Source organism: Streptomyces venezuelae (genome assembly GCF_008642375.1).
Classification (GTDB): domain Bacteria; phylum Actinomycetota; class Actinomycetes; order Streptomycetales; family Streptomycetaceae; genus Streptomyces; species Streptomyces venezuelae_G.
Genome location: NZ_CP029194.1, coordinates 5,933,776 through 5,959,066, shown reverse-complemented (window position 1 = coordinate 5,959,066; position 25,291 = coordinate 5,933,776). Strand labels below are relative to the sequence as shown.

Sequence of the window (25,291 nt, the reverse complement as noted above, 5' to 3'; positions counted from 1 at the left end):
CATGGCAGACGGCAGCGGCCGGGCAGCTCTCGGGTGGAAGGTCGTCGCCCCGGTCCTGGCGATCGGTGTCCTGGCGGTGGGCATCCACCTATGGCTGAACACCAATCTCCTCGGACGCGACGAGGTCTGTGGTGGGCTGGTGTCCACCGACTCGGCCGCAGCCGTCATCCCGTCGTCCGGCCGTGTCTCCGACCGCGACGGTCTGGACGCGCGGCCGGGTGACCGACTCGCCTTCACCTGCACCGTCGAGAGCTCGTCGTTCCTGCCGGGCTCGGACACCGCGCACATGCGCATCTCGGGCAGCCGCGAGCGCGGAGACTTCGCCTTCACCGACGACGGCCGCTGGCCGAACCCCGCCACCGCGTCGTTCTTCACCGGCGGCGCCACCGGCGCGGTCGGCGAGGACCACGGCTGGGTCCTGCTTCCCGGCACCTGCACGACGCAGAACGGGCCTGCCATCGTCGAGGGCTACGCGCCCGAGGGCTCCGACCCCGTGAAGCTCGCCCGGCTTCTGACGGACGTGGCCAACAAGGCGGCCGAGCGGGCAGGTTGTCTCGACAAGGGACCCCTCGGGGCTCCCACCGCTCTCACGGCGTCCCCGGAGTCACGGCTGGTCGACGACGCGGCCGTGTGCGGTCTCCAGGGACTCACGTTCCCCGGACCGGACGGGCGGACCAGGGCTGAGGAGACCGTGCAGGAGAACACCCGACCCACCTGGGCCTGCGAGGTGGCCGGGTACGCCACCTACGCCGTGACGCAGGAGCCGCGGATCGTCGAGGGCATCCGTTCCTCGCCCGGATTCAAGGAGCAGCCTCGGGTGGCCGGCCGCCAGGTCTCGGGCTTCGACTCCTGGCACGTGGTCGCCGACTGCGCAGGTGTTCCGACGTACTTCTCGCTGGAGTTCGGCCAGAGCTACCAGGACGCCGTCGGCGCGCCCGGTACCCCGCGCAGGCAGGACCTGTTCGACGACTTCGTCGAAGCCGCCGGCAAGCGGCTCGGCTGTTTCACCCCGACCTCCTGAGGACACGACACGTGACACACGCACGACACCGACTGCTGATCGCGGCCACCCTGACGGCGGCGACCCTGGTGACCGGCTGCCAGAGCGACGCCGGAGGTGCCGGAGGTGGTGCGGCGCCGCTGAGTCTGAGCGGACTGACCAAGACCGCCGACGGGATGCCCGACGACGGGGCGAGCACCTGCCCGCTGCCCTATGACGTGGCCGAGGCGGCGAAGGCCGCGGGCCTGAACGGGGCGACCGGAGCCGGAGCTGTACGGGACGACGGCGATCCCGTCGCCACGGCTGAGGGCGGCAAGCGGGCCAGGCCCGGGGAGCCGTTGGCCGAGAACCCGGGTGTCCTGGTGAGCTGCACCTTCCACATCGGCGAGGACGACGTGCAGGTGCACACCGTCGCCACCCGCAAGCCCCAGGCGATCGCCCCGCTGGCACCGGTGGTCCAGATGCTGTCCGGATCGTCCGTCGACGAGCTGGTCGGCTACATGAAGAAGGCCGGCGACGCCGAGCCCGGAGACGCCGTCGTCACCGGCAGCGGCAACGTCGCCGCGATACGCCTGAAGCTCGAAGACGACGGCGACGCCTACCTCCTGGTCGGCCTCGGAGAGGCGGGGACCCGCTCCTCGGACCGCAGGCAGCAGGTCAGCGACCTCGCCGGAGCACTCGCGGGCCAGCTGCAGTAAGGCAGAGTCGGCATCACACCGCCTTCCGGCGTTCCTGCGCGTCGGTGCGGCCCTCAAGGAAGACCTGGTGGCTGGTGGCGTTCTGGGAGAGGGCGAAGCTCAGGACGAGGGCCTTCTGGCGCTCGACGCCGTACGCGATCATGCGGCGGTTCCACAGGCTGAGGTCGAACCGCGCACCGAGGTGGTGGAGCACAGCGTCACCACCCTGGAGTCCGTACGTGGCGAAGTACTTCAGCTGTCGGAGGCGGAGCTGCCCGGCGTGAGTGGACTGCGCATGGCGTTCGTGGACGCGGCGGAGAACCGTGTCGTCGTGGAGTCCGGGACGGCCGCCCCCGCACTCGTCGCGGCCTTGGGCGAGCGCTACGGCCCCGACACCATTGCCGTGAGCCTCACATCTGGTACCGAGGTGGCAGAACCCCTGGCGAACCGCCAGTGGGACACGTCGCCCTACTACGGCGGGGCGCGCATGTTGTCGTATCTGACCGCCAACGTCTCTGTACCACGTCAAGAGCGGCAGCGTCGCGACGCCCCGGATCTACAAGGGCGGCAAGACGTCCAACTCGTCGCGGCCTGTCCATGACTACTGGCGGCGCTGGGCACAGAGCGGCGACATGGTGTGCACGGGAGGCATGATGACCGGCGAGGTCTGTGGATGGAAGGTGGTCGCGACCCAAGCAACCAAGCGGTACACCGAGGGAACCACCGCCAGGAACGTGGTCATCGCCAGGAAGTCGTCCGGATCCTGCACCGTCAAGGGTGACTCCGGCGGCCCGGTGTACACCGTCGACGGCAGCGGACGGGCGTACGCCAAGGGCATCGTGTCCGGCGGTGGCGGCGGCGGAAGTGACAACAGCGGCGGGCTCTTCGACCAATGCGAGCTGATCTTCACTGACATCGGGCTGGCCAACAGCGCCCTCCCCGGCACCGTAGCGTGGTACTGACATGCGCCGAGTCCTTCTCGTACCACTGCTGGCGATGACCCTGACCGGATGTTCCTTCCTCGGTCAGGACACGCCGTGTACCAGGGCCGACGCAGACTCGGATGTCTCCGCCGTGCGGCAGCCCGCCGACTTCGGCGGCCGGGACGCGGTGAGGATCCGTCTGTGTGTGGATGGCACCTGCGAGCAGCGGACGTCGGGCAGTCCCGATGACCCGTTCGCGTCGCTGTCGGTCCGGCTCCCCGACGACATCGGATCGTCCACCGTGCAGGTGCGGCTCACCGTGACGTCCGTGCAGAGCGGTGCCACCGTCGTCGAAGACAGCACCCGGGCCAGACTGACGGAACAGCACCCCAACGGCACTTCCTGTCCGCCCACTGTCTGGACGGCGACGTTCCGCGCCCACCCAGACAAGGGCCTCACTTCACCCGAGGGCATGAAGCTCCAGTAGTGAACCGCTCTACGTAAGCGCCCGGCCCCCTGGCACCACCGGAGGGCCGGGCACTTCACACAGGTACACGAGGACAGTGGCCGGAGCATAGAGCCCGCGCAATCGCCGCCGATCCTCGGTTCCGTCCGGCCCGCGGGCTGTGTGGATCGACAGTGAGGCGGTCGCCATGCGCATGACGACCGGTTCGGACTGGTGCGAATCACTCACTCTCTTCGCTGACTGCACGCACCACCTCACCGAGGCGACCGGGCACCCCTGGACGGTCACGTCGGCTGGTCTCCGTGCTTGCCCGGCCGCGACGACGGAAGGCAGTTCGTCGACGGCATCTCGAACGGGCGGAAGCAGGCGTACACGTAGCGGATGCCCAGCTTCTCGGCCACCGAACGCACGCCCGCCGGCATCAGGCCGCTCGCCCCAGCACGTCGCATCTCTCGGCAGCCGAGGCGACCGTGTCAAAGGGCTCTGCGACCAGCTCGGCCGCGAACTCCGTCGCTAAGCCGGGTGACGGCGGAGTCCCGGTCATCAGCGGCCACACCGATCGGCTGAACGGCACGTGCTCCACGCCGACTGCGGCCAGCATCTGGGCGAGCTCCTCGTCCGGAGGCGCGCACACCCGCACTTCCGCGCCGAGTTTCCGCAGCTCTGTCGCGAGTGCGGCTGGCGGCATGATGCCGCCTCATGATCAGCACACGCATTTCTTCGTGATTCTCGTTTCTGTGGATTCTGGCCTCAGCCGGCGACAGCGCGGGAGAGTCCGGGCGTTGCCAGAAGCCCCTGCGGACAAGTTCGTGCGCGTGGCGGCTGCGGCAACCGAGCCGAGGGCAGTTCGCGGGTGAGGTGTCGACAAGGGCGCAGATTTTCGGCCCGGTGTGCGGCGTGTCACACACGGGAGCCGTGGGATCGCCGTGGGATCATCGACCCGACTCCACATCCACGCTCCACCCGAAACCGCAGGTCAAGAAGGTGCGATCCCTGCAAGGCAGGCCGGGTGCGCTCGCTTCACTGCACCAATGAGAGCCGACCGCTGCACGCGGAAACACCCCTCCAGGGGCGTTTCCGCAGGTCAGAACGTTCTTCTTTGGTGGGGCGGGTGGGACTCGAACCCATTTCGGTGACACGTCTCACCTGCGACGATGCCAAAGGGCCGGACATATCCGTCCGACTCCATCCGGCTGCGTCCCTCTTCGATCCGGCTCCATCGGGGGCCGTTAGGCGTTCGCCACACCGCTCCCTCCGGGCCGCGCACTCGTCCCGCACCCGCGGAGCTGAAGACGGCTCCGCCCGCCGGTGTCCCCGAAACCGCTGCCCAGACCGGCCCAGGTTCACCCGCTGCCCGTGGTTACGCCATGTAGTCGCGACGGTGAGGACTCTCCTGCGGACGAGTCACTCGTCCTGCACGTCGTCCTCCGCGTCGCCTGTCTCCTCGACGGGCGGGGCGAGGAACAGGCTGCAGATCCTGTCGAGGATCCAGGTTCCGCTGTTCAGCGTCATGCCGTCGATCGTCACCGGGTGCACGAGCATCGGGGTGGCGGCGAGGACGGCGAGGACGGCTTCCCGCACTCCGATGACCGGGGCAAGACGTTCGTGGAGCCGGAGGAGCTGCCCTGCTCCCCTCGCGAGGATCTTGCCCTCGTAGTGCCACTCCGGGGAGTCCTCCCGCTCCTCCGCGAGGACGCTGAGGCCGGCGGCGACGAGGTACGGATCCCAGGCGTCGGGCCGAGAATGCAGCCAGGCGACCGTGGCCGCCAGATCGTCACCCTCACCCGCCGGGGCGGCCTCCGCCGCTCTCGGAGCGACGACGGGTTCCGGCAGCGCTTCCCTGAGCTGCGGGAGACTCGTTTCGACCGGGTCGCTGTCGAGGAGGTTGTAGAACAGGGCGCGCGTCATGGCTGCCGGGCCTTGTCCTGTGATCGCGGTGAAGGGTTTGAGCTCCCAGCCGGGGTCGGCGGTCGCCCGCTGTGCGTCGGTCTCGAACCGGTTGACAGCGTGCGTGGTCATGTGGGCGCGAGGAGCCCGGGGGTTCTTCTGTGCGGCCTCCGCCGCCGCACGGGTGGCACGCCAGACCAGGTTGTAGATCTCGCCGAGCGGCCTGATCTCGGCCACCTTGTACGCGGCTTCAGAGAGCCGGGCGGCGTGGTTCTCGGGTACGGCGGGCAGGTTGAGGTCGTCCAGTCGGTTGGTGAAGTAGCGGAGCGCCTCCTCCGCGATGAGCTCCCGGGCAACGGCCAGCAGATCCTCCTGGCGGGCTTCGGTCATCTCGGACGGGGCCAGAGCGCCGGTGAGGTGAGCGTCAACCTCCTCGACGGCCTTGCCCGCGCTCGTACCGTGGGGTGCGTAGTAGTGGGCGGCCAGCGGGTAGAAGTTGCCGGGCAGATGGGGCGTGCCGATGGCGTCCAGATCACCCTCGGCCTCGTGCAGGGCCTCTTCGAAGGTCACCGGCTCCCAGACAAACGCGGTCACGGGGCTGGAGGGATGGATCCTCAGGAGGTCCGCCCGGATCAGCGTTCCCAGGAGCGAGCCGGTCTTGCCGTTGTCCGGATACAGCGGGTCCGGCCAGGACCCGACACCCGCGATGGGTGAAGTCGACGGGGCGTAGCGCAACAGGGCCAGCGCGCCGACCATCTCGCGCACCCCCGAGGCCGGCACCTCCCCGTTCGAGGGGAAGACGGCGGCGTACTCCTCGGCAACGACTTCCCGCTGGAGCTGCTTCCAGCGTGCGTGGGCGGAGTCGACGGCGTTCCGCTCTTCGGCTTTGGCTCTGGCGGCTTCGCGCTTGGCCTTCCGCGCAGGATCGATGATGAGACGCACCGCGGCCGTCAGCGACTCATTGCAGTCCACGCACACAGAGTCGTACCCCTCGCAAACCTGCTGGAAGGCTGCTCGGGAGGTGAGGCTGAGCGGGCCCCCGCACTGCGGGCACAGCCTTCCGGCCACCACGGCCCGGACACCGGCCGCGGCAACGGCGTAGATCTGGTGGCCCCAGCCGGCGGTGTCGATGTCCTTGACCTTCTCGCACCAGACGGGAGTGCCAAGCTCGGGCGCGAAACCGGCGAGCGCCCAATACCGCTCCCCGATCACCACCAGCTCCGCGTCGACTCCCTCAAGGGGGACGACCGCCGGAATCAGCTGGACAAGATCATCGACAGTCGGTCGCGGCCTGGACTCGTCATTCACACTCCGCACTTTAGTGACCACCGCTGACACACCGGCTTCTTCCCGGCCACCGGCAGCCGGCTCGTCAGCGCGCGCCGGTCTCCGGTTCAGGTCGGGGCAGTTCGTCCAGGTCGAGGGTGAAGGTGCGGCCGTCGGCCAGGCCGATGGGGAGCTTGCCGGTGCCGTACTTGTGCGTGTGCGCCGCGATGTAGCCGTTGCCGGTGTGCTGGGTGTGGACGACGACCTCCGCCGCGTACGGGTCCACGACCAGGTAGACGGGGAGCCGTAGCGGCCGTACTTGGCGGTGCAGTCGTCGTAGTCCCTGCGTGCCGAGGAGACGGACACCACCTCCGCGATCAGCAGGACGTCCTCGAAGCTGTAGCGCTTGCCAATACGGTCGAGCACACGCGTCGGCGGGGGTAGATAGGGCTCCTCGCTCCCTCCTGCTGCAGCATGTACAGCTGCGTCGCGCTGACGACGCTCACACTGGCCATGTGTTGCCCCGGCCCCGGACATGTGAGAGGGCGGCCGCACGGTGCGACCGCCCTCTCACATGTTCTCAATCAGCCGAACGCGCGGGTGCTCTTCCAGTTGACCCAGGTGGCAAGGGTCCGGCTGCCATGGGCTGTGCGCCCGCCGACGTAGAAGTACATCTTCCCGTCTGCGTCGACAGCCCAGATGTCGGGGATGTTGTCCTTGTTGACGTCAGGGGTGCCGATGATGTTCGGCATGTCCGCCTTGAGCCATCCGCCGGTGCCGTAGGTGATGTCTTCTCCGCCGAGTGCACTTGCGGCGGTGTCCAGGGAGTCGAGGTCGACGCCTCCGCCGGAGGGCTTGCCCTTGCGGAGCATGAGTCCTTGGTCGGCGACGGTTCCGCGGAAGAGGAGGTCGGGGACGTTGTCTCCGCTGAAGTCGTCAACGGTGACGATGTCGCGTTCGGTCCAGGCGCCGCTGTTGATCAGACGGGCTTCGGAGAAGGAGGCGCCGGTGTAGCCGATGAAGGCCCACAGTTCGTCGCCGGCGGTTGCCATGACGTCGGGAAGTTTGTCTCCGGTGATGTCGCCGGTGGCGAGGATCTGGGTGAGGGAGGACGGGGCGGGCGACCCGGCGGGCAGGAGGATTTCGCGGCGCTTGGTGACGTTGACCGCGCCGTATCCGTCGCCGGGGTACATCCACAGCTTGCCGCCGACGCGGACGATGAGGTCGTCCAGGCCGTCACCGCCGTAGAAGTCGCCGTTGTGGGTGATCAAGGCACCGTTGAAGTGGGCGGAGGGCGGGGCAATGAAGATGGCCAGTCCGTCGCCGCCGTTGGGGTCCTTGTTCGGGTTGAGCTGGTAGGCGCCGGACATGCCGTAGTCGAGCTTGCCGGTGCCCTTGACGGGATTGCTGTCCTTGAGGGCCTGGGACGGAGCCAGACGCAGGTTGTTGCCGCCGGAGATGGTGAACAGGTCGGGCAGACCGTCCCCGGTCACGTCGCCTGGGAGGTCGGCATTGTCGCGGGGGGTGACATAGAAGAAGTATTTGGTGGGCTCGGAGACATGGCCGGTCTGGTCCACGGTCCGCGCGTACAGCACGTTGGGTCCCGCGGCCGGCGGTTTGACACCTGAGACGGTGGTGATGGTGGAGGTGGAAGCGTTGGCCGGCCGAGAGACGTCAATGGGGTAGTCGTTGGCGTTGAATCCGTACTCGAAGCGGATAACGTCGGAGTCGAGGGCCTGGAACGTGAAGGTGCCTGCCGTGCCGAACTTGATCGTCGACCAGTTGGAGTCTTCCGGGTCGTTGCCGAAGGTGTTCTCGTTGCCGTCGGCGTTGGGGAAGTCGGTCGATCGGACACGCGGAGGCTTGGGGGCGATCTCGTCCCAGATGAAGCGGCACGGAACCGTCGGCCGGTACTCGGAGGTCGCACCGGCGGAGTCGACCGCGCGGACCGACCACGAGTAGGTCGTGTTGTTCACCAGCCCGTTGGTGGAGAAGGCGGACGTCGTACGAGTGGCGGCCGCGGTGCTGCTTCCGACGGAGACGGTGCCGGTGGACTTGAGCATGTCACCGGTCGTGTTCCATTTGCCGGTCGGCCACAGGGAGAAGTCCAGGTAGTCGAGGTTGCTGTCCTGGTCGGTGGACCGGGCGGTGAAGGTCAAGCTGGAGGCTCCGACCCTGACGTAAGGGGGGTTGGTGGTGCACTTGAAGTCGGGGCCGAGGTCGAGGTTGGTGGGAGCCGTGGGCGGTCGGTTGTAGGTCAGTTCCAGGTAGGGGGCGTTGTCGCCGTTGGCCTGGAACTTCTTCCACGAGTACTGCGACTTCTCGTCACGGGCTCTCATACCGAAGGTGATCATGCTCTTGCCCTGGTCGGCGGCCTTCTGCGCGGCGCCCAGAACGTTGAACGTCTCGTATTCGTCGCTGCAGCCGTCCTTGTAGCCGTGGGCGAAGCTGCGGGCCGGTGCGGCCATGTTCGCATCGGTCAGGGGCGGCGCGTTCTTCCAGTTCGTCTTCCCGTTGATGCGGCTTGTGACGTGGACGGACATCGAACGCGGGCTGCAGGACCAGGAGTACGTCTCCAGCATCCGCAGGGTGGCCTTCTGGATCTTGGCACCCTTGAGGTTTTTGTCGTACGCGATGTTGAAGAAGGACCGGGAGGTGCCCCAGGTGTCGGATTCGTAGCCGATGCGGGCTTCGTGCGTGCCGCTGGCGTTGAAGTCCGCGCCGTTGAAGAATGTGGCCTTGGGGTGCTTCTTGTAGGCGATGGTCCAGTCTTGGGTGTGCTTCTTGACGGTGGGGTCGATGAAGACGGGATAGACGGTGGACGGGTCGTTGAGGAAGTCCTGGCTGGGGGTAAGCATCCAGGTTTCGTCACCGAGTTCGGCCTCGACGATGTCGCCGTGGGACTCGGGCGAGGGGCCGTTGAGGAGCGGCAGGCTCAGCGTCGCGGCGTCACCGGTCTGCGAGGGGCCGGGCGTCGGCTCCCCCGGTGCCGGCGGCAGTGGCGCGTCGGTGAGGGTGGGAGCGGCTTCGTCCGTGGCGGTGGGCAGGACTTCGCCCTCGGGGTCGACGTTGTCGTCGGCGAGGGCGTCGGTGCTCGAGCTGGTGCTCGGCTCAGGTTCGCTCGTGGACGGATCCGAAGTCTCGGAGGGGTCCGGGGCGGCGGTGGTGGTGGCCGGCGTTTCGGGGGCTTCGGGTGCGGTCGGCTGCGAGGTGGCGCCGACTTCGCCGTTGGTGACGGCGGGCGAGCCGCTGCTGTCCCACATCAGCGGGGTGGGCGAGAGCGCGACCTCCTGCCCGTCGAAGTCCTCTGCCGTCACGATGCCGGAGGAGTCGTCGAGACTGAAGGTGAGCGTGGGAGAGGACAGGCCGTACGACAGCTGCGCGACGCGCGGGTCGGCCGCGGCCTGACGGTTTTTCACGACGAGGATCTGTGCGAAGCCGTCGTCCTCCGCCGTGAGCACCAGGTCCGCGCCCGGAAGGATCTCCGGGTACAGGGCGCGTGAGCCGCTGACGACCGGCGCGGGGACGGGCCCGGGCCAGCTGAGCTGGATCTCGTGGGTCTCGGGGATCTCTGCCGTGCCGCCGACTGTGAGGGTGATCAGCGGGCTGTTCTCCTCGCCTTCCGCCTTCAGGCCTTTGACGAGGGAAACCCGATGCACCTGTGCGCGCGACGCGCGAGCCGTGCCACCAGGACCGCCACCGGAGAACACGACCCTCGTGTTCGTGGCGGCCGGCGCCCAGCCGGCGCCGGTCCGCTTCAGCGTCGTGTCGATCTTCTTCCACTCTTCGCCGACCTTGGCCCAGATCGGAGAGGCGTAGAGCTTCTTCGTCATCAGCCCGTCGGGACGCGCCCACGTGGTCGAGCGTGCGGTCCGCAGCGCGGTGACCTCGACGGGCTTGCCGGTCTTGCGGGCCAGGGAGGCTGCTGATACTTCGTCGACCTTCTGTTTGGCCGACTTGCCCTTGCCGTCCTCGCTGTCGGCTGGAAGAGTCGCCCGGTCGTCCGAGCCCGCCTGGAAGCCCGCGTAGGTGATGCCGCCCGCCGCGAGAGCGGCCGCGACCACCACAGCGCTCACGCGCCGTGCCGCCGGCCGCTGCCATGTCTGTCTCATCGGGTGAGGACCCTTCTTCCCAGCATTCCGGGCTCTGACGGCGCCGGCTGAAACCACGAAACCGGCCATGTCGTCATTGAGGGGCAGGGCTCCGGGGTGGGATCACCACCGCGCACGCATGGCTGGGCGAGCCGATGATGGCCCATCAACCCCGCCACGTCACCCCACTGCTGAATCACCAGGAAGGCAGCCAACGCCATCCGCGGGCAGCAGCCACAGCTGCATGAACCTCGATCGCCGAGGCCTGGAGATCCGCCCCACAGGTAGAGACCACATGAAATCGGGACGAACGATCATCACAATCGGTCACTTTGAAGCAGGATGCACACATCACACCCACCTCTTCACCCTTCGCCCCTGACCTGCACATATACGCGATGAATCCCCGAGCGAACCCTTCTACCAACGTTTAGATTGTTACGCACCGTGACAATCCTCACGTCTCACACGGAACCTCTGGAATTCCTTCACGAACGACACGCAGAATCTGCGGGATCTGAAGTGCAATCACCTGTAGCGAACCTGTCGGCTCGCTCCAAGTGGTCCGGAGAGGCCTCGTCTTGTTTGCTCGTCACCGCCTAGCCCGCCGCCGGGTTCGACGCACCGTCATCCCCGCGCTCGGCGCAGCCCTGCTGGTGGGTCTGCTGCCTGCCCAGGCTCTGGCCATGCCGCCGGACCCCGGGAACGTCGAGGCCGGACGCGAGACGATCGAGGCGGAGCCTCTCGAGCTCGAAGAGATCGAACCGGACAAGCCGGTCGAAGGCGAGACGTTCGAGAAGGAACTCGAGACGCTCAAGACCGAGGTCCCCGCCGACCAGCAGCAGGCGCCCGCAGGCACGACGACGCCCCCGCCTGCGGAAACCGAGTCCTTCACCTTCGGCTCCGCCTCCGTCTCCCCCGCCTCGTATACGGCGGCCACGACGACTGAAGGCAGCAGCCTCACGCAGATCCCCAACCTCCCCATCGTCGCCGGCAAGGCAGAGGGCTACCCCGCTCCGACAGGCACGTGGCAGTTCAGCGTCGTCGACCGCAGCGCAGAGATCAGCCAAGGCGGCGAGGAGGCCCTCAAGGTCGGTTCCGTCGTCGCCGTCCAGGCCCCGGCGACCGGCTCCGTTCCTCTCACCGTGGGCATCAAGTACTCCACGTTCGAGAACCTCCACGGAGCCGACTGGTCCACACGCCTGCGCCTCGTCCAGTTCCCCGAGTGCTACCTCACTACGCCCCTCGAGCCGGCGTGCCAGGAGTACGAGGAACTGGAGACGGTCAACGACCCCGTCACCGACACCCTGACCGCGACGGTCGACACCGCCGCCGACGGCACCGTCACCCCCGCCGTCGCCACCGGATCCTCTCCCGTCTCCGGCTCCGGCGTCATGCAGGCCGCCTACACCGTCACGCCCGCCGCGGCATCCGGTGACAAGACCATCATCGGCACCGTCGACTCCGGCGTCGGTCCGGGCGGCTCCTTCAGGGCCACTCCCCTGGCCTCCAACGGCAAGTGGTCGGCCGGCGGTTCCTCCGGCGCGTTCACCTGGTCCTACCCGGTGGCGATACCGCCCGCCCCGGCCGGCCCCGCGCCGAACATCGCGCTCTCGTACAACTCGCAGGCCGTCGACGGCAAGACCGCCGTCTCCTCCGGTCAGGTGTCGTGGGTCGGCGAAGGCTGGGACTACAACCCCGGCTTCATCGAACGCCGCTACCGCACCTGCAAGGACGACACGCGGACACTCTTCTCCAAGACGCCCAACAACACCGCCAAGGCCGATAAAACAAGCGACCTGTGCTGGGTTTCCTACAACGCGGTCATGTCTCTCGGCGGCACCACCACCGAGCTCGTCCGTGACGCCGCGGTGGACGGCAAGCCCGAGACCGACACCGAGGTCTACCGTCCCCTGAAGGACGACGGCACCCGCATCGAGCGCATCGTCACCGCCGATACGAACGGTGACGACAACGGTGAGCACTGGAAGGTGACCACCACCGACGGAACCCGGTACCACTTCGGCCTCAACAAGGTGGGCGGCGGTCACGCCGAGACCAACTCCGTCTCCACCGTCCCCGTCTTCGGCAACCACCCCGACGAGCCCTGCTACGCCACCACCTTCGCGTCCTCCCGCTGCGGTGCCGGCAAGCAGCAGGCCTGGCGCTGGGGCCTGGACAAGGTCGAGGACGTCAACGGCAACGTCATGGTCGTCAACTGGAACCAGGAGACGAACTACTACGCCGTCCGAGGCCAGCGCAAGGACGGCGTCAAGCCCGAAGCGTACGAACGCGCCGCGTACCCGGTCAGCATCGAGTACGGCATGCGCGCGGCCGATCTGACCAAGCCGTCCGCGACCGTCGTCTTCGGCACCGCCCAACGCTGCCTGAAGACGACCGGCTGTGACGCGGCGAACTTCAAGCCCGGCAATCCCACCTCTTACCGACCCTGGTGGGACACTCCCGGCAGCCTCAACTGCGCTTCCGGCTCCAAGCTCTGCCCAGGCTTCCCGTCCTTCTGGACCCAGCTCCGTCTCAGGACCGTCACCACCAATGCCGCCCGCCCCGGCCAGACCGGGCTCGCCAAGGTCGACACGTACACCCTGAACCACTCCTTCCCCGAGGAGTTGTACGACACCGCCCCGGGCCTGTGGCTCAACTCGATCACCCGCAGGGGTTTCGCCCCGGGTGACACCGCCGGCACCCTCCAGTCGAAGGACGGCGTCAGCTTCGCCCCCTACACGGTGGGCAAGCGGTCCCCCGCATCGCTGCGCAAGTACCTCCTCGACAAGCAGCTTCCCAACCTCGTCGCCAGCGCACCAGGCGACAAGCGCCCCGACTTCACCCGGCCCCGCATCGGAACCGTCGCCACCGAAGCTGGCGCCGACATCGAGGTCGAGTACATCGGCGGCTGCCAGTACGAACCCGCCACCGACAAGGGCGAAGTCAACGGTCCCTGCTTCCCCGTCCGCTGGTCCCCTGACGGCGAGGACAAGTCACCCAAGAAGGCGTGGTTCAACAGGTACGTCGTCCACTCGGTCACCGAGACCGACAAGATCGCCAACATCTTCGGCAAGCCCGTCAAGACCACCTACGACTACTCGGGTCCGGCCTACTCCAAGAACGACGACGAGTTCCTCCGCCCCGCCCTGCGCACCTACAGCGACTGGCGCGGCTACCGCCGCGTCACGGTCACGAAGGGTGACAAGACCACACCGGCGAAGACGGCCCCGCTCTCCACACCGCCTTCCCAGTCACGGTCCACGACGCTCTACTTCCAGGGAACAGGGGGTGCGGTCAAGGACTCCGTCGACGGCACCGTTCTCCTCGCCGATGACGCCCCCCAGTACGCCGGCATGACCGCCGAAACCCTCACCTTCCTCAACTCCGACACCTCCAAGACCTACTTCGACAACGACCCGGCCACGAAGCCCGCGTTCAAGACCCGGACCCGGACCTTCCCCGACGCGTCCGTCGAGACCGCGTCGCGCGCCCGCCAGGCCGAGGACGGCACGGACCTGCCCGCTCTACGCGCCTACCGCACGGGCATCAAGAAGACCGACAGCATTCAGGCCGACGGGGCCAACTGGCGAGGCGTCCGCACCACCACCCTCGAGCGGGACGGCTACGGCCTGCCCACCGTCGGCGAGACCGCTGTCGTCACCCACAACGGCACCGGGGAAACCCTCTCCCAGCAGACGTGTACCAAGACGTCCTACGTCCACAACACCAACGCCTGGCTGATCGGCCTGCCCAACAAGGTCCGATCCACCGCCACTAGCTGTGCCAACTACACCGACCCCACCCCCTCCAATGACCTCAAGGGCTCGGTCAAGATCCGCTACGACCACCTCGCCCACGGCGCCACGCCCACCAAGGGCCTCGTGACCGAGCTGGACGAGGTCGACGGAACCGGCACCGACAACGACGCCGGCCACTTCATCACCACCAGCAGCACCGACTACGACGACCTCGGCCGCGTCACCAGCGTCGTCACGCCCTCGACCGGCCAGGCCAAGACCGCCTACACACCCTCCACGGGCGGCCCCGTCACCTCGGTCAAGACGACCAATGCCAAGGGCCACGCGTCCACCACGACCTTCGACCCTGGGCGCGCCCTGGCACTGACGGTCACCGACCCCAACGGTCGCGTCACCCGCAGCCAGTACGACGCCCTCGGCCGGCTCGTCAAGGGCTGGTCCCCCTCCCGATCCGCCGGAACCCAGACCCCGAACGTCGAGATCTCCTACCAGACAGCCGCCGTCGCCTCCAACGGCCTGACCAACCCCGCGGCCGTCACCGTCAAGACCCTCAAGGACGACGGCGGCTACGCCCGCCAGGTCACGCTCTACGACGGCCTGATGCGCCAGGTCCAGACCCAGTCTGAAGCACACGGCCCCGGCCGTATCGTCACCGACACCTCCTACAACGACCACGGCCTCGTCGCCGAACAGGCCAACGGCTACCTCGTCAAGGGCGAACCGACCACCGACCTGTTCAAGGTCAAGTCCGCCACCCTCGTCAAGTACCGCGTCAGGACCGTCTACGACGGCATGGAACGCCCCGTCCACCAGATCCCCTACCACGGGCAGACCCGCCAAGACCCGACCACGACCACCTACGGCGACACCTCCACCCTCGTCGACCCCGCGGGATCCAGCGTCCCCGCGACCACCACGGTCACCGACGCCCTGGGCCGCGTCACCGAGCTCAGGCATCACGTCGCCTCCGGCAAGTACCGCTCGACGAAGTACGGCTACGACAAGCGCGGCAACCGCGACACCGTCACCGACACCGCCGGCAACGCCTGGCGCTACCTCTACGACACTCGTGGCCGCGTGACCTCGGTCAGCGACCCGGACACCGGCATCACCCAGACGCAGTACGACAACGCCGACCGCCCCACCACCGTCACCGACGCACTCGGCCAGTCCATCCACACCACCTACGACACGCTCGGCCGTGTCACCGCCGTACGCGAGGGATCCGCCGGCTCCACGCCTGTCAAGGCGTTCACGTACGACTCCAACGACGTCGCGCAGCCGAACAAGGCCGGCTGGATCGGCCTCCTGGCCGAGTCCAAGCGCCACACCACCACGCCCGCCGGCGCCGACGCCGACTACATCACCAAGATCACCGGCTACGACACCGAGTACCGACCCACCGGCCGCCAGGTGATCATCCCGGTCAGTCCCATGACGACCGGCCTGTCCGGCACCTACACCTACGGCTACACCTACACCCTCACCGGCAAGCCCCTCTCCGTCACCCTGCCCGCCAAGGGCGGCCTGCCGGCCGAGAAGGTCATCACCCGCTACAACGAGGACGGCCTGCCCGAATCCACCTCCGGCAAGGCCTGGTACACCTCCGACGTCACCTACTCCCCCTACGGCGAAGTCCTCCGTTCCGTCTCCAGCGCACAGCCCTACCGCGTCTGGACGACCAACTTCGTCGACGAACACACCGGCCGCCTGATGCGCACCGTGACCGACCGCGAGAAGGCCGGCCCGCACCGCATCTCCGACACCGGATACGCCTACGACAAAGCCGGCGTGATCACCGCCAGCGCCCGCCAGGACGCGATCACGAACACCACGACGACCTGGGACAACCAGTGCTTCACCTACGACGTCATGGGTGAACTGGTCAACGCCTGGACCTCCAACATCAAGCCCACCGGAGCCGGCGTCGGCTGCAAGGCCGCCTCCGGAGCCACCTGGGGCTACGACAGCACCGGCGCGCCCTCCAGCGGCCCCGTCGTCGACGCCGTCTCCGAGGCGAGCACCACGCCAGGCAACCTTTCCCAGGCCGCTCCCTACGCCGGCACGGTCGCCACCAGCGGCGTCACCGGCCAGGCGGCCTACCGCCAGGCGTTCACCTACGACTGGCTCGGCAACCGCGCCACCATGACCGAGTTCGATCCCGAGGGCGTCGCGGCCGAAAACGTCAACTACACCTACAAGTACAGCGCCTCCCAACCCCACACCCTCACCTCCGTGACTTCCCCCACGGAGCTCGCCACCAGCTATTACACGTACAACGCCACAGGGACGACCGCGACCCGCAACCCCCCGGGAATGGCCGCCAACCAGGCCCTCGCATGGACCCCTGAGCAAAAGCTCGCGTCGAACACCGTAGGCACTAACAAGACCACCTACGTCTACGACGCCGAGGGCAACCGCATCCTCGAGAACAGTCCCACGGGCAGCACCCTCTACCTCGGCGAAACCGAACTCACCACAAACGGCACCGCCATCACGAGCGTCTCCCGCGCCTACAGCCAGGCCGGCACACCCACCGTCGTACGCACCGACGGAGCCAGCGGCGTCCACGTCCTGCTCACCGACCACCTCGGCACCGCTCACACCACCGTCGCAGCCACCGACAACCAGCCCGTAACCCGCCGAGCCTTCAAGCCCTACGGCGAAACCCGTGGCACCAAAGTCACCGACTGGCCCAACAAGCGCAGCTACCTCGGCGTCGGCATCGACGACAAGAGCACCCTCCTCACCCACATCGGCGCCCGCGAATACGACCAGAACACCGGTCGATTCATCTCCGCCGACCCCATCATCGACATCGCAGACCCGCTCCAAATGAACGGGTATGCGTACGCCAATAACAGTCCCATCTCGCACGCCGACCCCACCGGACTGTTCCTGGACGACTTCTTCGAAGGCGCCGCAGACGCCGTCAAGGGCGCAATTCATGGAACAATCGACTGGGCTTCGGAAACGGCTGAGGGATGGAACATCCTGACGGGTGACAGTGACGAGGCCGCCAAGATCAGGCACGACCGGGAGAACCCGGGTCCTGGCAACGGACACACGTTCCTGAAGAATCTATTCGGCAAGCCGGAGCCGAATTCATCCGCCTATCACACATCCTATTGGCTCACTCAGTTCATGATGCCAATTCTTCCCGGCGCCGGCATGGCAATTAGCGCTGCGGGCAAAGCGGCGACAAAGGCTCCTGCCGCCGGAAAGGCAATCAGTAAGGCAGCGTCATCGACTCTCAGCGAGGGAGTAGAGGCAAGCGCCAAGAAACTCCCCGATTGCCACTCATTCTTGCCTAAGACCGAAGTCCTCATGGCGGACGGTACACGCAAGAAGATAGAGGACATCGAAGTCGGCGACATTGTTGCCACAACCGAAGTCGAGACGGGCAAAGAGGCGGATAAAAAGGTCCTCGATACCATTTTGACCGAGGACGACAAGAACTTCACCAAGATCACCCTCGCAACAGGTAAGACTCGATCGAGCATCGTAGCTACCGACACGCACCCCTTCTGGGTCCCAACCCTTGAGGAGTGGGTCCCGGCAGGGAGCCTCAGCACTGGCCAATGGCTCCGCACAAACGCGGGCACGTTGGTCCAGATCGCAGCACTCGACCACTACACAAAGCGCCAGCGCACGCATGACCTCACCATCGAAGACATCCACGCGTACTATGTGTTCGCAGACGCCACGCCGGTCCTGGTTCACAACTGCAGTGGCGGAGTAGCACCCAATGGTCAGCCTTGTGCATGCAACGGTTCCACCGACCCATCCAACCTGGAACTCATACAGGCCATTGCAACGCGAGCTGAGGCTAAGGTTGGTGGAAGTGGTGCAGTCGCTGGCACCAAGAAGCACGCGTACGCCGATAAACTGCTGACCCGCTACCAGGGGATCTACGGCTCGCGTGGCCTGGTTACGGAGCAGAGCTATCTGAATGGGGCTGTCGTGCCGCATGGGACCGCAGGAAGTGCCCGGCCAGACGTCTATGATCCGGCAGAGGGAATCATTTACGACTATAAGTTCCTCTTGCATCCAGGCCGGGGAATCGGCCAGCGGCAGGCCAATCTGAACGCCCGCCACGTTCCGGGAGCGTGGCTCACAATCGAGGTGAATCCGTGACAAAGTCGGGTCCCGCTACGGCACGGCGCGTGACGTCGGACTGGGCCTCAGCGTTCCCTGAGTTTGCCCCCTGGCGTCCGATGCATCTGCTGCGGCGGATTGGGCCGGTCCTACAGGGCATTTGCCTTGACCGCTCGACCTCTGGAGACGGGTACACCCCGACCGCACACGTGCACGCGCTGACCCGGGAGTTCCCAGCGATCTCCCTAACCTTGAGCCACCGCCTGGAGCGCTCTTCGGGGCAGCCGGAAACTGTGCTCTTCTCTCGTCACGAAGATGAATTCCACGATGCGGTCAGAACCCTGAACGAGCAGTGCCGACTTTCCCTCAGCGAGCCGCCATCGCTAGACGAGATCGTGGGGGAGTATCACTCGGCCTGTTCGGATCGCCAAGAGAAGGGACTCCCTCCGGCTGTGCTGGAGATGGAGGACAGTATCCTCATTGCTGCGGCAGCCGGCAGAGGCGCCCTGGTTAGAGCTGGTATCGCACTCGCCGAGGATCTTGCTACCAGATGGCCAAAGGGTAGGCTTCCTCTCGACTGGGTCTCAGCGGAGGCATGGCTTGAGGGTCTAGCTGCCAAGGCAGGTGACCCCGCGGCTTTGGAATCCATCGTCAGCGGACAGGTGCGCAAGCATAAACTCAACAGGCTTTAAGTAACCATGGCTGGATCTAATTACAGATGATCTAGCTTTGCGATGTTGAACTTTCTCTGTAGAACGAAGATGCCCTTTCCTCGGCGTATTGAGGAGAGGGCATCTTCGGGTTTGACGACAACCGTGACGGCAACGTCGGCGGACGACGGATGCAGCAGGTGGGTCAAGGGGGTCGTCGTCGGTCGGGCCGAGCGCGCCGCCCAGGGTGTCGACGGCTTGGCGTTGCAGGCGGAGTCGGACGTGTAATGGTGGAGTCGGGTATTGGAACTGCCTGAATGCCTCAGCCGGTGTGGACCCAGATCGTGAAGTCGTCGGCGAGCCCCGGGCGGGTTGGCCGCCTCGGTCCGGCGAGCAATCCCCTCGTAGTACTCCAGCTCGTGGAGGATCACGGGAACTGGCTTACCGATGGCACTCTTGATGACGCCCTCCTTGTGGAGGTCGCGAGCGAGCTGGACGCATGCCTGGTTGAAGTTGGCCTCGATCAGCTCGGCGGTCGGCCCGACGGTTGTCATCCAGTCCTCGGGGTGCGTGGGCTCGTCGTACCAAAGTCCGAGTTCGCTGATCCATTGGTGGCGTGCTGCGGCTCCGTCGGGGTCCCGGGTGAGGTCGCCGATGATCGTGAGCTCGTTCTGTAGCCAGAAGGCGTAGTTCCAGCGGGCTTCCGCCTCGTCGGAGGCGTCCGCGATGGTGCTTCGGAACTGGGCTTCGGTGTTGTATCCGATGGTCAGGGTGGGCTGTCGCAGGTCGTCCCTCTCGTTGTCGATGAAGAACGAGATGACATAGATGTCCGCCGCCTCGGCAGCCGAGATCGAGGTGATTGCTTGCGTGGCGAGGGATCGGAGATGGTCCTGGAAGGTCACGGCGCGGGGGCCTTTCGAGAGCGGCGGCTGACTTCGGCGGCGTAGTTGGCCCAGTCGCCTGCGGAGAGGCGCTGCCAGGCGACGGCGACGTCAGTGTGGATGCCCAGGGTGCGGGCGAGGATCGCGGCGGGGATTTCGGTGGCGAGTTGGAACAGTGCGGTGCTGCGGGCCTGGTTGGGGCGGATCCCGAGGTTGTTGAGCCGCTGGGTGAGCTGCGTGGTGCTGATCGGGCGTCCGGGCTGGCCGCCGGGGAAGAGCCAGGGCGATGGCGCCAGTGCCCCGATAGTCGCGTGGCCCTTGCGGCTGGCAGCGACGGCGCGGGCGAGCGCGGCTACTGGGTCGGGTAGCCGGATGGGGGCCTGGCCGAGGTGGACGCGCACTCCTTGATCGTCGGCTTCGACGTCTGCGGTGGTCAGACGGCTGATCGCTGCCGGTCTTTGGGCATAGAGGAGGAGAAGCAGGCCGGCCAGCCGGTCTTCGGATTTGAGGGTCTTGTCGTGCAGGAGTCGGCGTGCGTTGTCCCATCGGTGCTGGTCGTCTAGGGGTTGGGTCGGGCCGCTCCAGCGGTGGGCGGGGGCGTGGACGCTGGTCAGCTTGTTGGTGCGGGCCCAGCGGATGAAGTGGCCGGCGGTCCAGCGATAGGTGGCGGAGTCGTCGGTGAGCCAGCGGTCGAGGTCGCCCTGTCCGCAGGTGACCAGGGTGAGGTTATGGGTGGCGAGCCAGCCCAGGAAGGCGACGGCCGCGTGGGTGTGCTGACGAATGGAGTTGAACTGCTGCGGAGTGGAGGGTCGGCCGTTATTCCTGCTACGTAGGCGTCTGACGAGGTGCCAGGTCGTATAGCGGTGGAGGAGGCTGCGCCGGTCAGGGTCTTGCTGGGATGCGAGGAGACCAGCGAGGAAGCGTTCGATGCGGACCATGTGCTCGTCGCGTTCGGGCAGGGCGCCGACGCTGACGAGTACTTGACGCAGATGTGCGAGGGGCTGGCTGTCGGGCAGTTCGTCGAGGGCCTGGTGGGTGAGCGGCCGGCGGCCGGCGGCGAGATCGGCGAGCACCGGGGCGATGGACGGCTTGTTCAGCCAGCGGTTGGCGGTGAGAGGGTATTCGGCGGTGGCGATGTCGTGCCGGAGGGCCTGGAGCCCGGGGTGGAGCGTCTCCGTCGAAGGCCCCAGCAGCTCGTTGAGGCGCTGGTTGATCAGGCAGCGGGCGCACTGGCCTGGGTGCGGATGGTCGGGATCGGTGCAGGTGGGGCAGGTGTGCCAGACCTCGGGGGCGGTGCAGTCGATGCAGAGGGGTTCGGCGAGGGTGCCGGAGACGACCGCCGCGATGCGGCCGCAGGCCGAGCAGGAGGCGGTGCGGTGTTGACAGGTAGGACACCACGGGCGACCGGTGGTGCGGGAAGTGCCGCAGGGCCTGTTCTCGCCGCATACGGAGCAGGTCGCGGTGCGGAGAGCGGGGCAGCTCGGGCAGATCGGGCCGTCTGGCGTGCGGGTATCCACCAGGCGTCGGCGGCCGCAGTTGATGCAGGGTTCGAGGTTCGCGGGGTCGGTGATCAGGCAGTTCGGGCACAGTGGCCGGCCCTGGTCGTCGCGGGTGGCGGGCTCCGCAGCGCGAGCAGTCCTCAAGGCGGCTGTGGGCGATGCAGGTGCGGCACACCCGCTGTCCGTTGAGTGGTTTGTCGATGCGGACGACTCTGTGGCAGCCGGGGCAGGCGGGTTGGACGACTCCGGCGACTCCCGCGGTGTGCAGGAGGTCGATCAGTCGCAGAATGGCGCGAAGGGGTGAGAGGTGCCCGTCCCCGGCGAGCAGGCCAGGGTCGGTTTCCAGGGCCCAGGCGAGTTTCTGCTGGTCGGAGGGGCGTGCTGCCGACCGGCGGACCGCATCGGCTATCACTTCGCGATCGGCGGCCGGGTCCAGAGCGGTGACCACCCTGTGGATGACGGTGATCGGATCCCGGCCGTCGACATCCGGACACATCTTGCAGCGCGGTCGCCCAGCGCGGTCCCGCTTCGCGATGCGGCGGGTGTTTCCGCAGGCAGCGCAGGGTTCGAGCTGCCGTCCGCACCTCCAGCAGTACCAGTCCTGCCCGCGGCGCTTGAGGGTTCGCATCGGACTGCCGCAGTCGGCGCAACACGGGGGCGAGATGTGCGAGGCGCCAGCCTCGCGGAGCGCGATGAGCAGGTCGCCGATGGCCCTGGGCGCCGGGGAGCGGCCGTCGGTCAGCACGCCGGGACGCTCGGCCAGGTGTGAGGCGAGGCGGCGGGCCTTCGCCCGGCCGCCCGCGAGGTTGGTGACCATGGTGCGGATCTGCTCGATTGCCAGCTGAGGTTCGATGGCCGCGACCAGGTCCACGATCGTTCCGATCGGGTCGGAGATGGCCCGGTCTGGGTGTCCCGGTGTGGTCACGGTCGCTCGGCACCACGGATGCGGGCCCGCTTGGGTCGGAGGTCACCGACACCGGCCTCGGCGCCAACTGCTTTCTTCGTCCCGCTGGTTGCTGCGGCGCCGACCGCGGCCACGGGTTCGATGAGGTCGTCCATGGTGCAGTCGAGGATGTCGAGCAGAGCCATGAGGATTCTCAGGCTGAGCCGTTCGGGGCGTTCGACGACGAGCCGGTAGACCTGACTGGAGGACAGGGTGATGCCGCGTTTGTCCAGCAGCGGGATGAGGTCGGTGGTGGAGAACAGCCCCCGGTCGGCCATGACCTTGCGCAGGTGCCAGTGATAGTCGAGCTTGGCGGCCATCAGCGGTCCTTGTCTGCGAAGGTGGTCGAGGCGAGCACGGGCGCGAGCGCCTTGTGGAGCATGGTTTTCATGAAGTCGTCGCTGACGTGGGTGTAGATGGCGGTGGAGCTGTCGTTCTCGTGACCGACCTGCTGCTGGATGAAGCGGCGGTCGACGCCGTCCTCGGTGAGGTGGGTGATGTAGGCGTGGCGGGCTGAGTGGACGACCAGCTCCTTCGGGAGCTTCAGCGCGTCGCGGTAGGCGACGAACCGGGCATTGATCTCGGCGGGCTTGATCCTTCCGCCTCGCTCGGTCACCCAGAGCGCGGGGTGGTCCTCACAGCCGAACCGCGGCCGGACGTTCTCGACGTAGTCGGCGACGGCCTCCACCGCCCAGTCCATCACTGACAGCACGCTCCGACGCCGGGGCGGCTGGCCCTTCTTTGCCTTGCCGTAGCGGACGTTGAGCGTGCCGTACCGGCCGAACTGCGGAGCCGAGGCGTTGCGGCCGAAGTCCACCAGATCAAGCTTGGCCGCCTCGGTGCGGCGCAGGCCCCACCCGCAGATGACCTTGAAGAGGGTGGCGTCCCGGTTGGCAGCGAGGGCTCCCTTGCGCTTCGCGCGCACCGCGCGGTCGACCTGGTCGTCGGCGTAGTCGAGGAACCGCTGGATCTCCTCCCGTGCGAACGGCCTCGCCTCCGGCCTGCCCTCGTAGTCATTGAGGTGGGCGATGGTGTTCCACTCATGGCAGATCGCCACCGGATGGGTGCCGAAGGCGTCCTCGCAGGCCACCGCCCAGCCGTAGCGGCCGTCGATCAGGAACTCGCTGAACAGCCGCAGACTGCTCTGGTAGCTGCGGATCGTGGATGGCGCCAAGTGCTTCTCGCTGGTCAGCCCGAGGGACCACTCGTCCACATGCCCCGGCGCCCAGGCCCACGGGTACTCGTTGGTGTGCTCCAGAAACCGGCGCACAAGCCGTTCCCTGGCGGTGACCGTGTCCTCGCGCAGCCCGCGGGCGGCCTGCTGGGCCCGCCAGCCCCGCAGCATCGCCTCGACCATCGCGTCCTGCGGACGCAGCTGGACCACCCCGGAGGCGAGTTCCAGATGAGCCGCCCCGGCCAGGTCGGCACGTCGCTGTTGCCCCACTCCAGCCCTCCCTTCCAGAGGGCAAATCCTGCATCAGATGGGATCTGATCACCAAACTCCCTGATCAAGCCACCAAGTTGTAGGAGGACCGAGCCCCCGTCGGATGCCGATCTGACCGCGCCACCTGCGGCTTCTCGCCCATCTGATGCAATTCCTGAGGGTTGGCGTAGACGCCAGCGGTGACGCCGATGCGGGCGTGGCCGAGGAGTTCCTTGACGGCTATGAGATCAACGCCTTGTTCCAGGAGCAGGGAGGCGGTTGAGTGGCGGAGGTCGTGGAAGCAGATGTGCCGGAGTTCCCTTGCGGAGTCCGGTGCGCCTGGTTCGTTCGTACAGCACGTGGAGCCGGTCGGCGTGGCCCACGTCGAGGAACCGGCTTGGCGCCGAGGCCGGGGATGCGGTGACGGCGGACGCCGGTGACGTAGCGGGTATGGGTGTGTTTCTCGCGGAGCCGGTGGACGGCGACGCTGGTTGCTCTTGGCGAGCTTGTCGGCCGCATTCTTGCGCGTGGCGCCATAGATGCGGACCTATTTGCGGGTGCCGTAGACGGTGAGGACGTAGCCGGCGGCTTCCCGTCGGCCGGTCTTGCGCTGGTAACTGGTGCCTTCGCCGTTGGCGCGGGCCTTCTTACGCTTAGGGGCTGCCATCAAGCGGCCTCTTCCAGGTGGCGCTGGACGTAGTCGTCCAGGGCTTGGGCGGGGATGCGGCGGGCACGGCCGACGGTGAGGGAGGCCAGGCGGCGGCTGCACAGGAGGTCGTAGAGGGCGGCGCCACCGATCTTGAGGCCGGATCATGGCCCCGGGGACGGTGAGGAGTCGTCGTCACGCACGAGCCGTCACCAACTTGGTCGCGCGCCGGGCCGCCGCCTATGAGTGCGGCGAGGCGTTCGAGGTCGAGGGTGAGGCCGGTGCCGTCGTAGGCCCGGCGGCCAGGGAGGAGGGCGGTCGGTGAGGGCGGAGGGGTGTGGCGTCGCCGCCATACGGCGCGTGCGACCCGGAGGGGGTCGAGTGTGATGGGGAGTAGACGCGGGAATCCGGCGTTGTGTGCGGCGTGTCACACGCGGGAGACGTGGGATCGCCGTGGGATCATCGTCGTGACCTCCAGAACCGGGTTCCGCCGAAAACCCAGGTCACAAGGTCAGGGGCCCGGTGAGGTCGGTCGAGGGCACTGGCTTCGCCTAACCAGCGCGAGGCGAACGCCTAACGCGGAAACACCCCCTCCAGGGCGTTTCCGCAGGTCAGAACGTTTTTCTATGGTGGGGCGGGTGGGACTCGAACCCACGGCCGACGGATTATGAGTCCGCTGCTCTAACCGGCTGAGCTACCGCCCCGTACGGTGAGGCGCGTACATGTGTGCGCGCCGTCTGCCGCAGCATAGCCGCTCATACGATCTCCTGCTCCGGAAGATCGGCTCTGCTGACCATGAAGACCTCGCACCGGCCCGCATGGTTCCCTGAGACGCGAAAAAGGACCCCGAAGGGTCCTCTTCCGTTCCGCTCCCCCGACTGGACTCGAACCAGTAACCCTCCGGTTAACAGCCGAATGCTCTGCCAATTGAGCTACAGGGGATCGCGCTCCCCCGACTGGACTCGAACCAGTAACCTGCCGGTTAACAGCCGGCTGCTCTGCCAATTGAGCTACAGGGGATTGCTGCGTTGCACCGAACGGACCCAGTCCGGCTGACCGGGAGGGCGCTCGCTCGCTGCG

At 67.2% G+C, this 25,291-nt stretch carries 15 protein-coding genes, 3 tRNA genes and 1 pseudogene; 6 read left to right on the top strand and 13 right to left on the bottom strand.

All coding sequences use genetic code 11. The annotated features are described in order from the left end of the window. The first annotated feature begins 1 nt into the window (after window position 1). Together DEJ46_RS27300 and DEJ46_RS27295 are read left to right on the top strand one after the other, a co-directional pair. Complete coding sequence (locus DEJ46_RS27300) at window positions 2–1,021, top strand: hypothetical protein (RefSeq protein WP_150270503.1); 1,020 nt, start codon at window positions 2–4, stop codon at window positions 1,019–1,021. 11 nt (window positions 1,022–1,032) lie between these two features. Then, window positions 1,033–1,698 (top strand): hypothetical protein, encoded by a 666-nt coding sequence (locus tag DEJ46_RS27295; protein WP_150270502.1) that lies wholly within the window; start codon window positions 1,033–1,035, stop codon window positions 1,696–1,698. 13 nt (window positions 1,699–1,711) lie between these two features. On the opposite strand, the gene DEJ46_RS27290 is transcribed toward DEJ46_RS27295, so the two are convergent. After that, a complete protein-coding gene (locus DEJ46_RS27290; RefSeq protein WP_150270501.1) occupies window positions 1,712–1,891 on the bottom strand; it encodes a hypothetical protein in 180 nt (59 codons plus the stop codon). Here DEJ46_RS27290 and DEJ46_RS27285 point away from each other — a divergent pair. The 3 genes from DEJ46_RS27285 (at window position 1,883) to DEJ46_RS27275 (ending at window position 3,087) form a co-directional block, all read left to right on the top strand. Next, window positions 1,883–2,278 carry a hypothetical protein gene (locus DEJ46_RS27285; RefSeq protein ID WP_150270500.1) on the top strand — a complete coding sequence of 132 codons (396 nt, stop codon included), beginning with the start codon at window positions 1,883–1,885 and terminating at the stop codon, window positions 2,276–2,278. The genes DEJ46_RS27290 and DEJ46_RS27285 overlap by 9 nt on opposite strands. 31 nt (window positions 2,279–2,309) lie before the next feature. Beyond that, the gene (locus tag DEJ46_RS27280) at window positions 2,310–2,639 is read left to right on the top strand and encodes a trypsin-like serine protease (RefSeq protein WP_150270499.1); all 330 of its coding nucleotides are present in this window, start codon (window positions 2,310–2,312) and stop codon (window positions 2,637–2,639) included. A gap of 166 nt (window positions 2,640–2,805) precedes the next feature. Then, window positions 2,806–3,087 carry a hypothetical protein gene (locus tag DEJ46_RS27275; RefSeq protein WP_150270497.1) on the top strand — a complete coding sequence of 94 codons (282 nt, stop codon included), beginning with the start codon at window positions 2,806–2,808 and terminating at the stop codon, window positions 3,085–3,087. A gap of 263 nt (window positions 3,088–3,350) precedes the next feature. Here DEJ46_RS27275 and DEJ46_RS39305 read toward each other — a convergent pair whose 3' ends face one another. From DEJ46_RS39305 to DEJ46_RS27260, 4 genes are all read right to left on the bottom strand, one after another. After that, entirely contained in the window at window positions 3,351–3,515 is a 165-nt protein-coding gene (locus DEJ46_RS39305; protein ID WP_190622915.1) for a hypothetical protein, read from the bottom strand. A gap of 955 nt (window positions 3,516–4,470) precedes the next feature. Further along, window positions 4,471–6,261: a hypothetical protein gene (locus DEJ46_RS27270; RefSeq protein ID WP_150270495.1), complete on the bottom strand. Its 1,791-nt coding sequence runs from the start codon at window positions 6,259–6,261 to the stop codon at window positions 4,471–4,473. A gap of 64 nt (window positions 6,262–6,325) precedes the next feature. After that, complete coding sequence (locus DEJ46_RS40110) at window positions 6,326–6,505, bottom strand: hypothetical protein (protein WP_223835133.1); 180 nt, start codon at window positions 6,503–6,505, stop codon at window positions 6,326–6,328. A 298-nt stretch (window positions 6,506–6,803) separates the two neighbouring features. Continuing rightward, on the bottom strand, window positions 6,804–10,331 hold the full coding sequence (locus DEJ46_RS27260; RefSeq protein WP_150270493.1) for a DNRLRE domain-containing protein: 3,528 nt from the start codon (window positions 10,329–10,331) through the stop codon (window positions 6,804–6,806). A gap of 665 nt (window positions 10,332–10,996) precedes the next feature. Between DEJ46_RS27260 and DEJ46_RS27255 the strand changes: the two genes are divergently transcribed. Further along, window positions 10,997–18,208 carry an RHS repeat-associated core domain-containing protein gene (locus DEJ46_RS27255; RefSeq protein ID WP_150270492.1) on the top strand — a complete coding sequence of 2,404 codons (7,212 nt, stop codon included), beginning with the start codon at window positions 10,997–10,999 and terminating at the stop codon, window positions 18,206–18,208. 673 nt (window positions 18,209–18,881) lie between these two features. On the opposite strand, the gene DEJ46_RS39300 is transcribed toward DEJ46_RS27255, so the two are convergent. The 8 genes and pseudogenes from DEJ46_RS39300 to DEJ46_RS27205 all read right to left on the bottom strand — a co-directional run bounded on the left by DEJ46_RS39300 (window position 18,882) and on the right by DEJ46_RS27205 (window position 25,231). Next, window positions 18,882–19,721, bottom strand: a complete 840-nt coding sequence (locus DEJ46_RS39300; protein WP_190622914.1) for a hypothetical protein — start codon at window positions 19,719–19,721, stop codon at window positions 18,882–18,884. Then, the gene (locus tag DEJ46_RS27245) at window positions 19,718–21,343 is read right to left on the bottom strand and encodes a hypothetical protein (protein ID WP_223835131.1); all 1,626 of its coding nucleotides are present in this window, start codon (window positions 21,341–21,343) and stop codon (window positions 19,718–19,720) included. Before DEJ46_RS27245 ends, DEJ46_RS39300 begins: the two co-directional genes overlap by 4 nt. A gap of 777 nt (window positions 21,344–22,120) precedes the next feature. Then, window positions 22,121–22,462 (bottom strand): helix-turn-helix domain-containing protein, encoded by a 342-nt coding sequence (locus DEJ46_RS27240; protein ID WP_190622912.1) that lies wholly within the window; start codon window positions 22,460–22,462, stop codon window positions 22,121–22,123. Continuing rightward, window positions 22,462–23,586 (bottom strand): tyrosine-type recombinase/integrase, encoded by a 1,125-nt coding sequence (locus DEJ46_RS27235; RefSeq protein WP_223835129.1) that lies wholly within the window; start codon window positions 23,584–23,586, stop codon window positions 22,462–22,464. Before DEJ46_RS27235 ends, DEJ46_RS27240 begins: the two co-directional genes overlap by 1 nt. Window positions 23,587–23,650: 64 nt before the next feature. After that, a pseudogene (locus DEJ46_RS40950) lies at window positions 23,651–23,881 on the bottom strand (tyrosine-type recombinase/integrase); the annotation flags it as partial. A 957-nt stretch (window positions 23,882–24,838) separates the two neighbouring features. Further along, a tRNA-Ile gene (locus tag DEJ46_RS27215) sits at window positions 24,839–24,915 on the bottom strand. A 165-nt stretch (window positions 24,916–25,080) separates the two neighbouring features. Then, window positions 25,081–25,153 (bottom strand) — tRNA-Asn (locus DEJ46_RS27210). 5 nt (window positions 25,154–25,158) lie between these two features. Beyond that, window positions 25,159–25,231: transfer RNA gene (locus DEJ46_RS27205), tRNA-Asn, on the bottom strand. Between the last annotated feature and the right edge of the window lie 60 nt (window positions 25,232–25,291).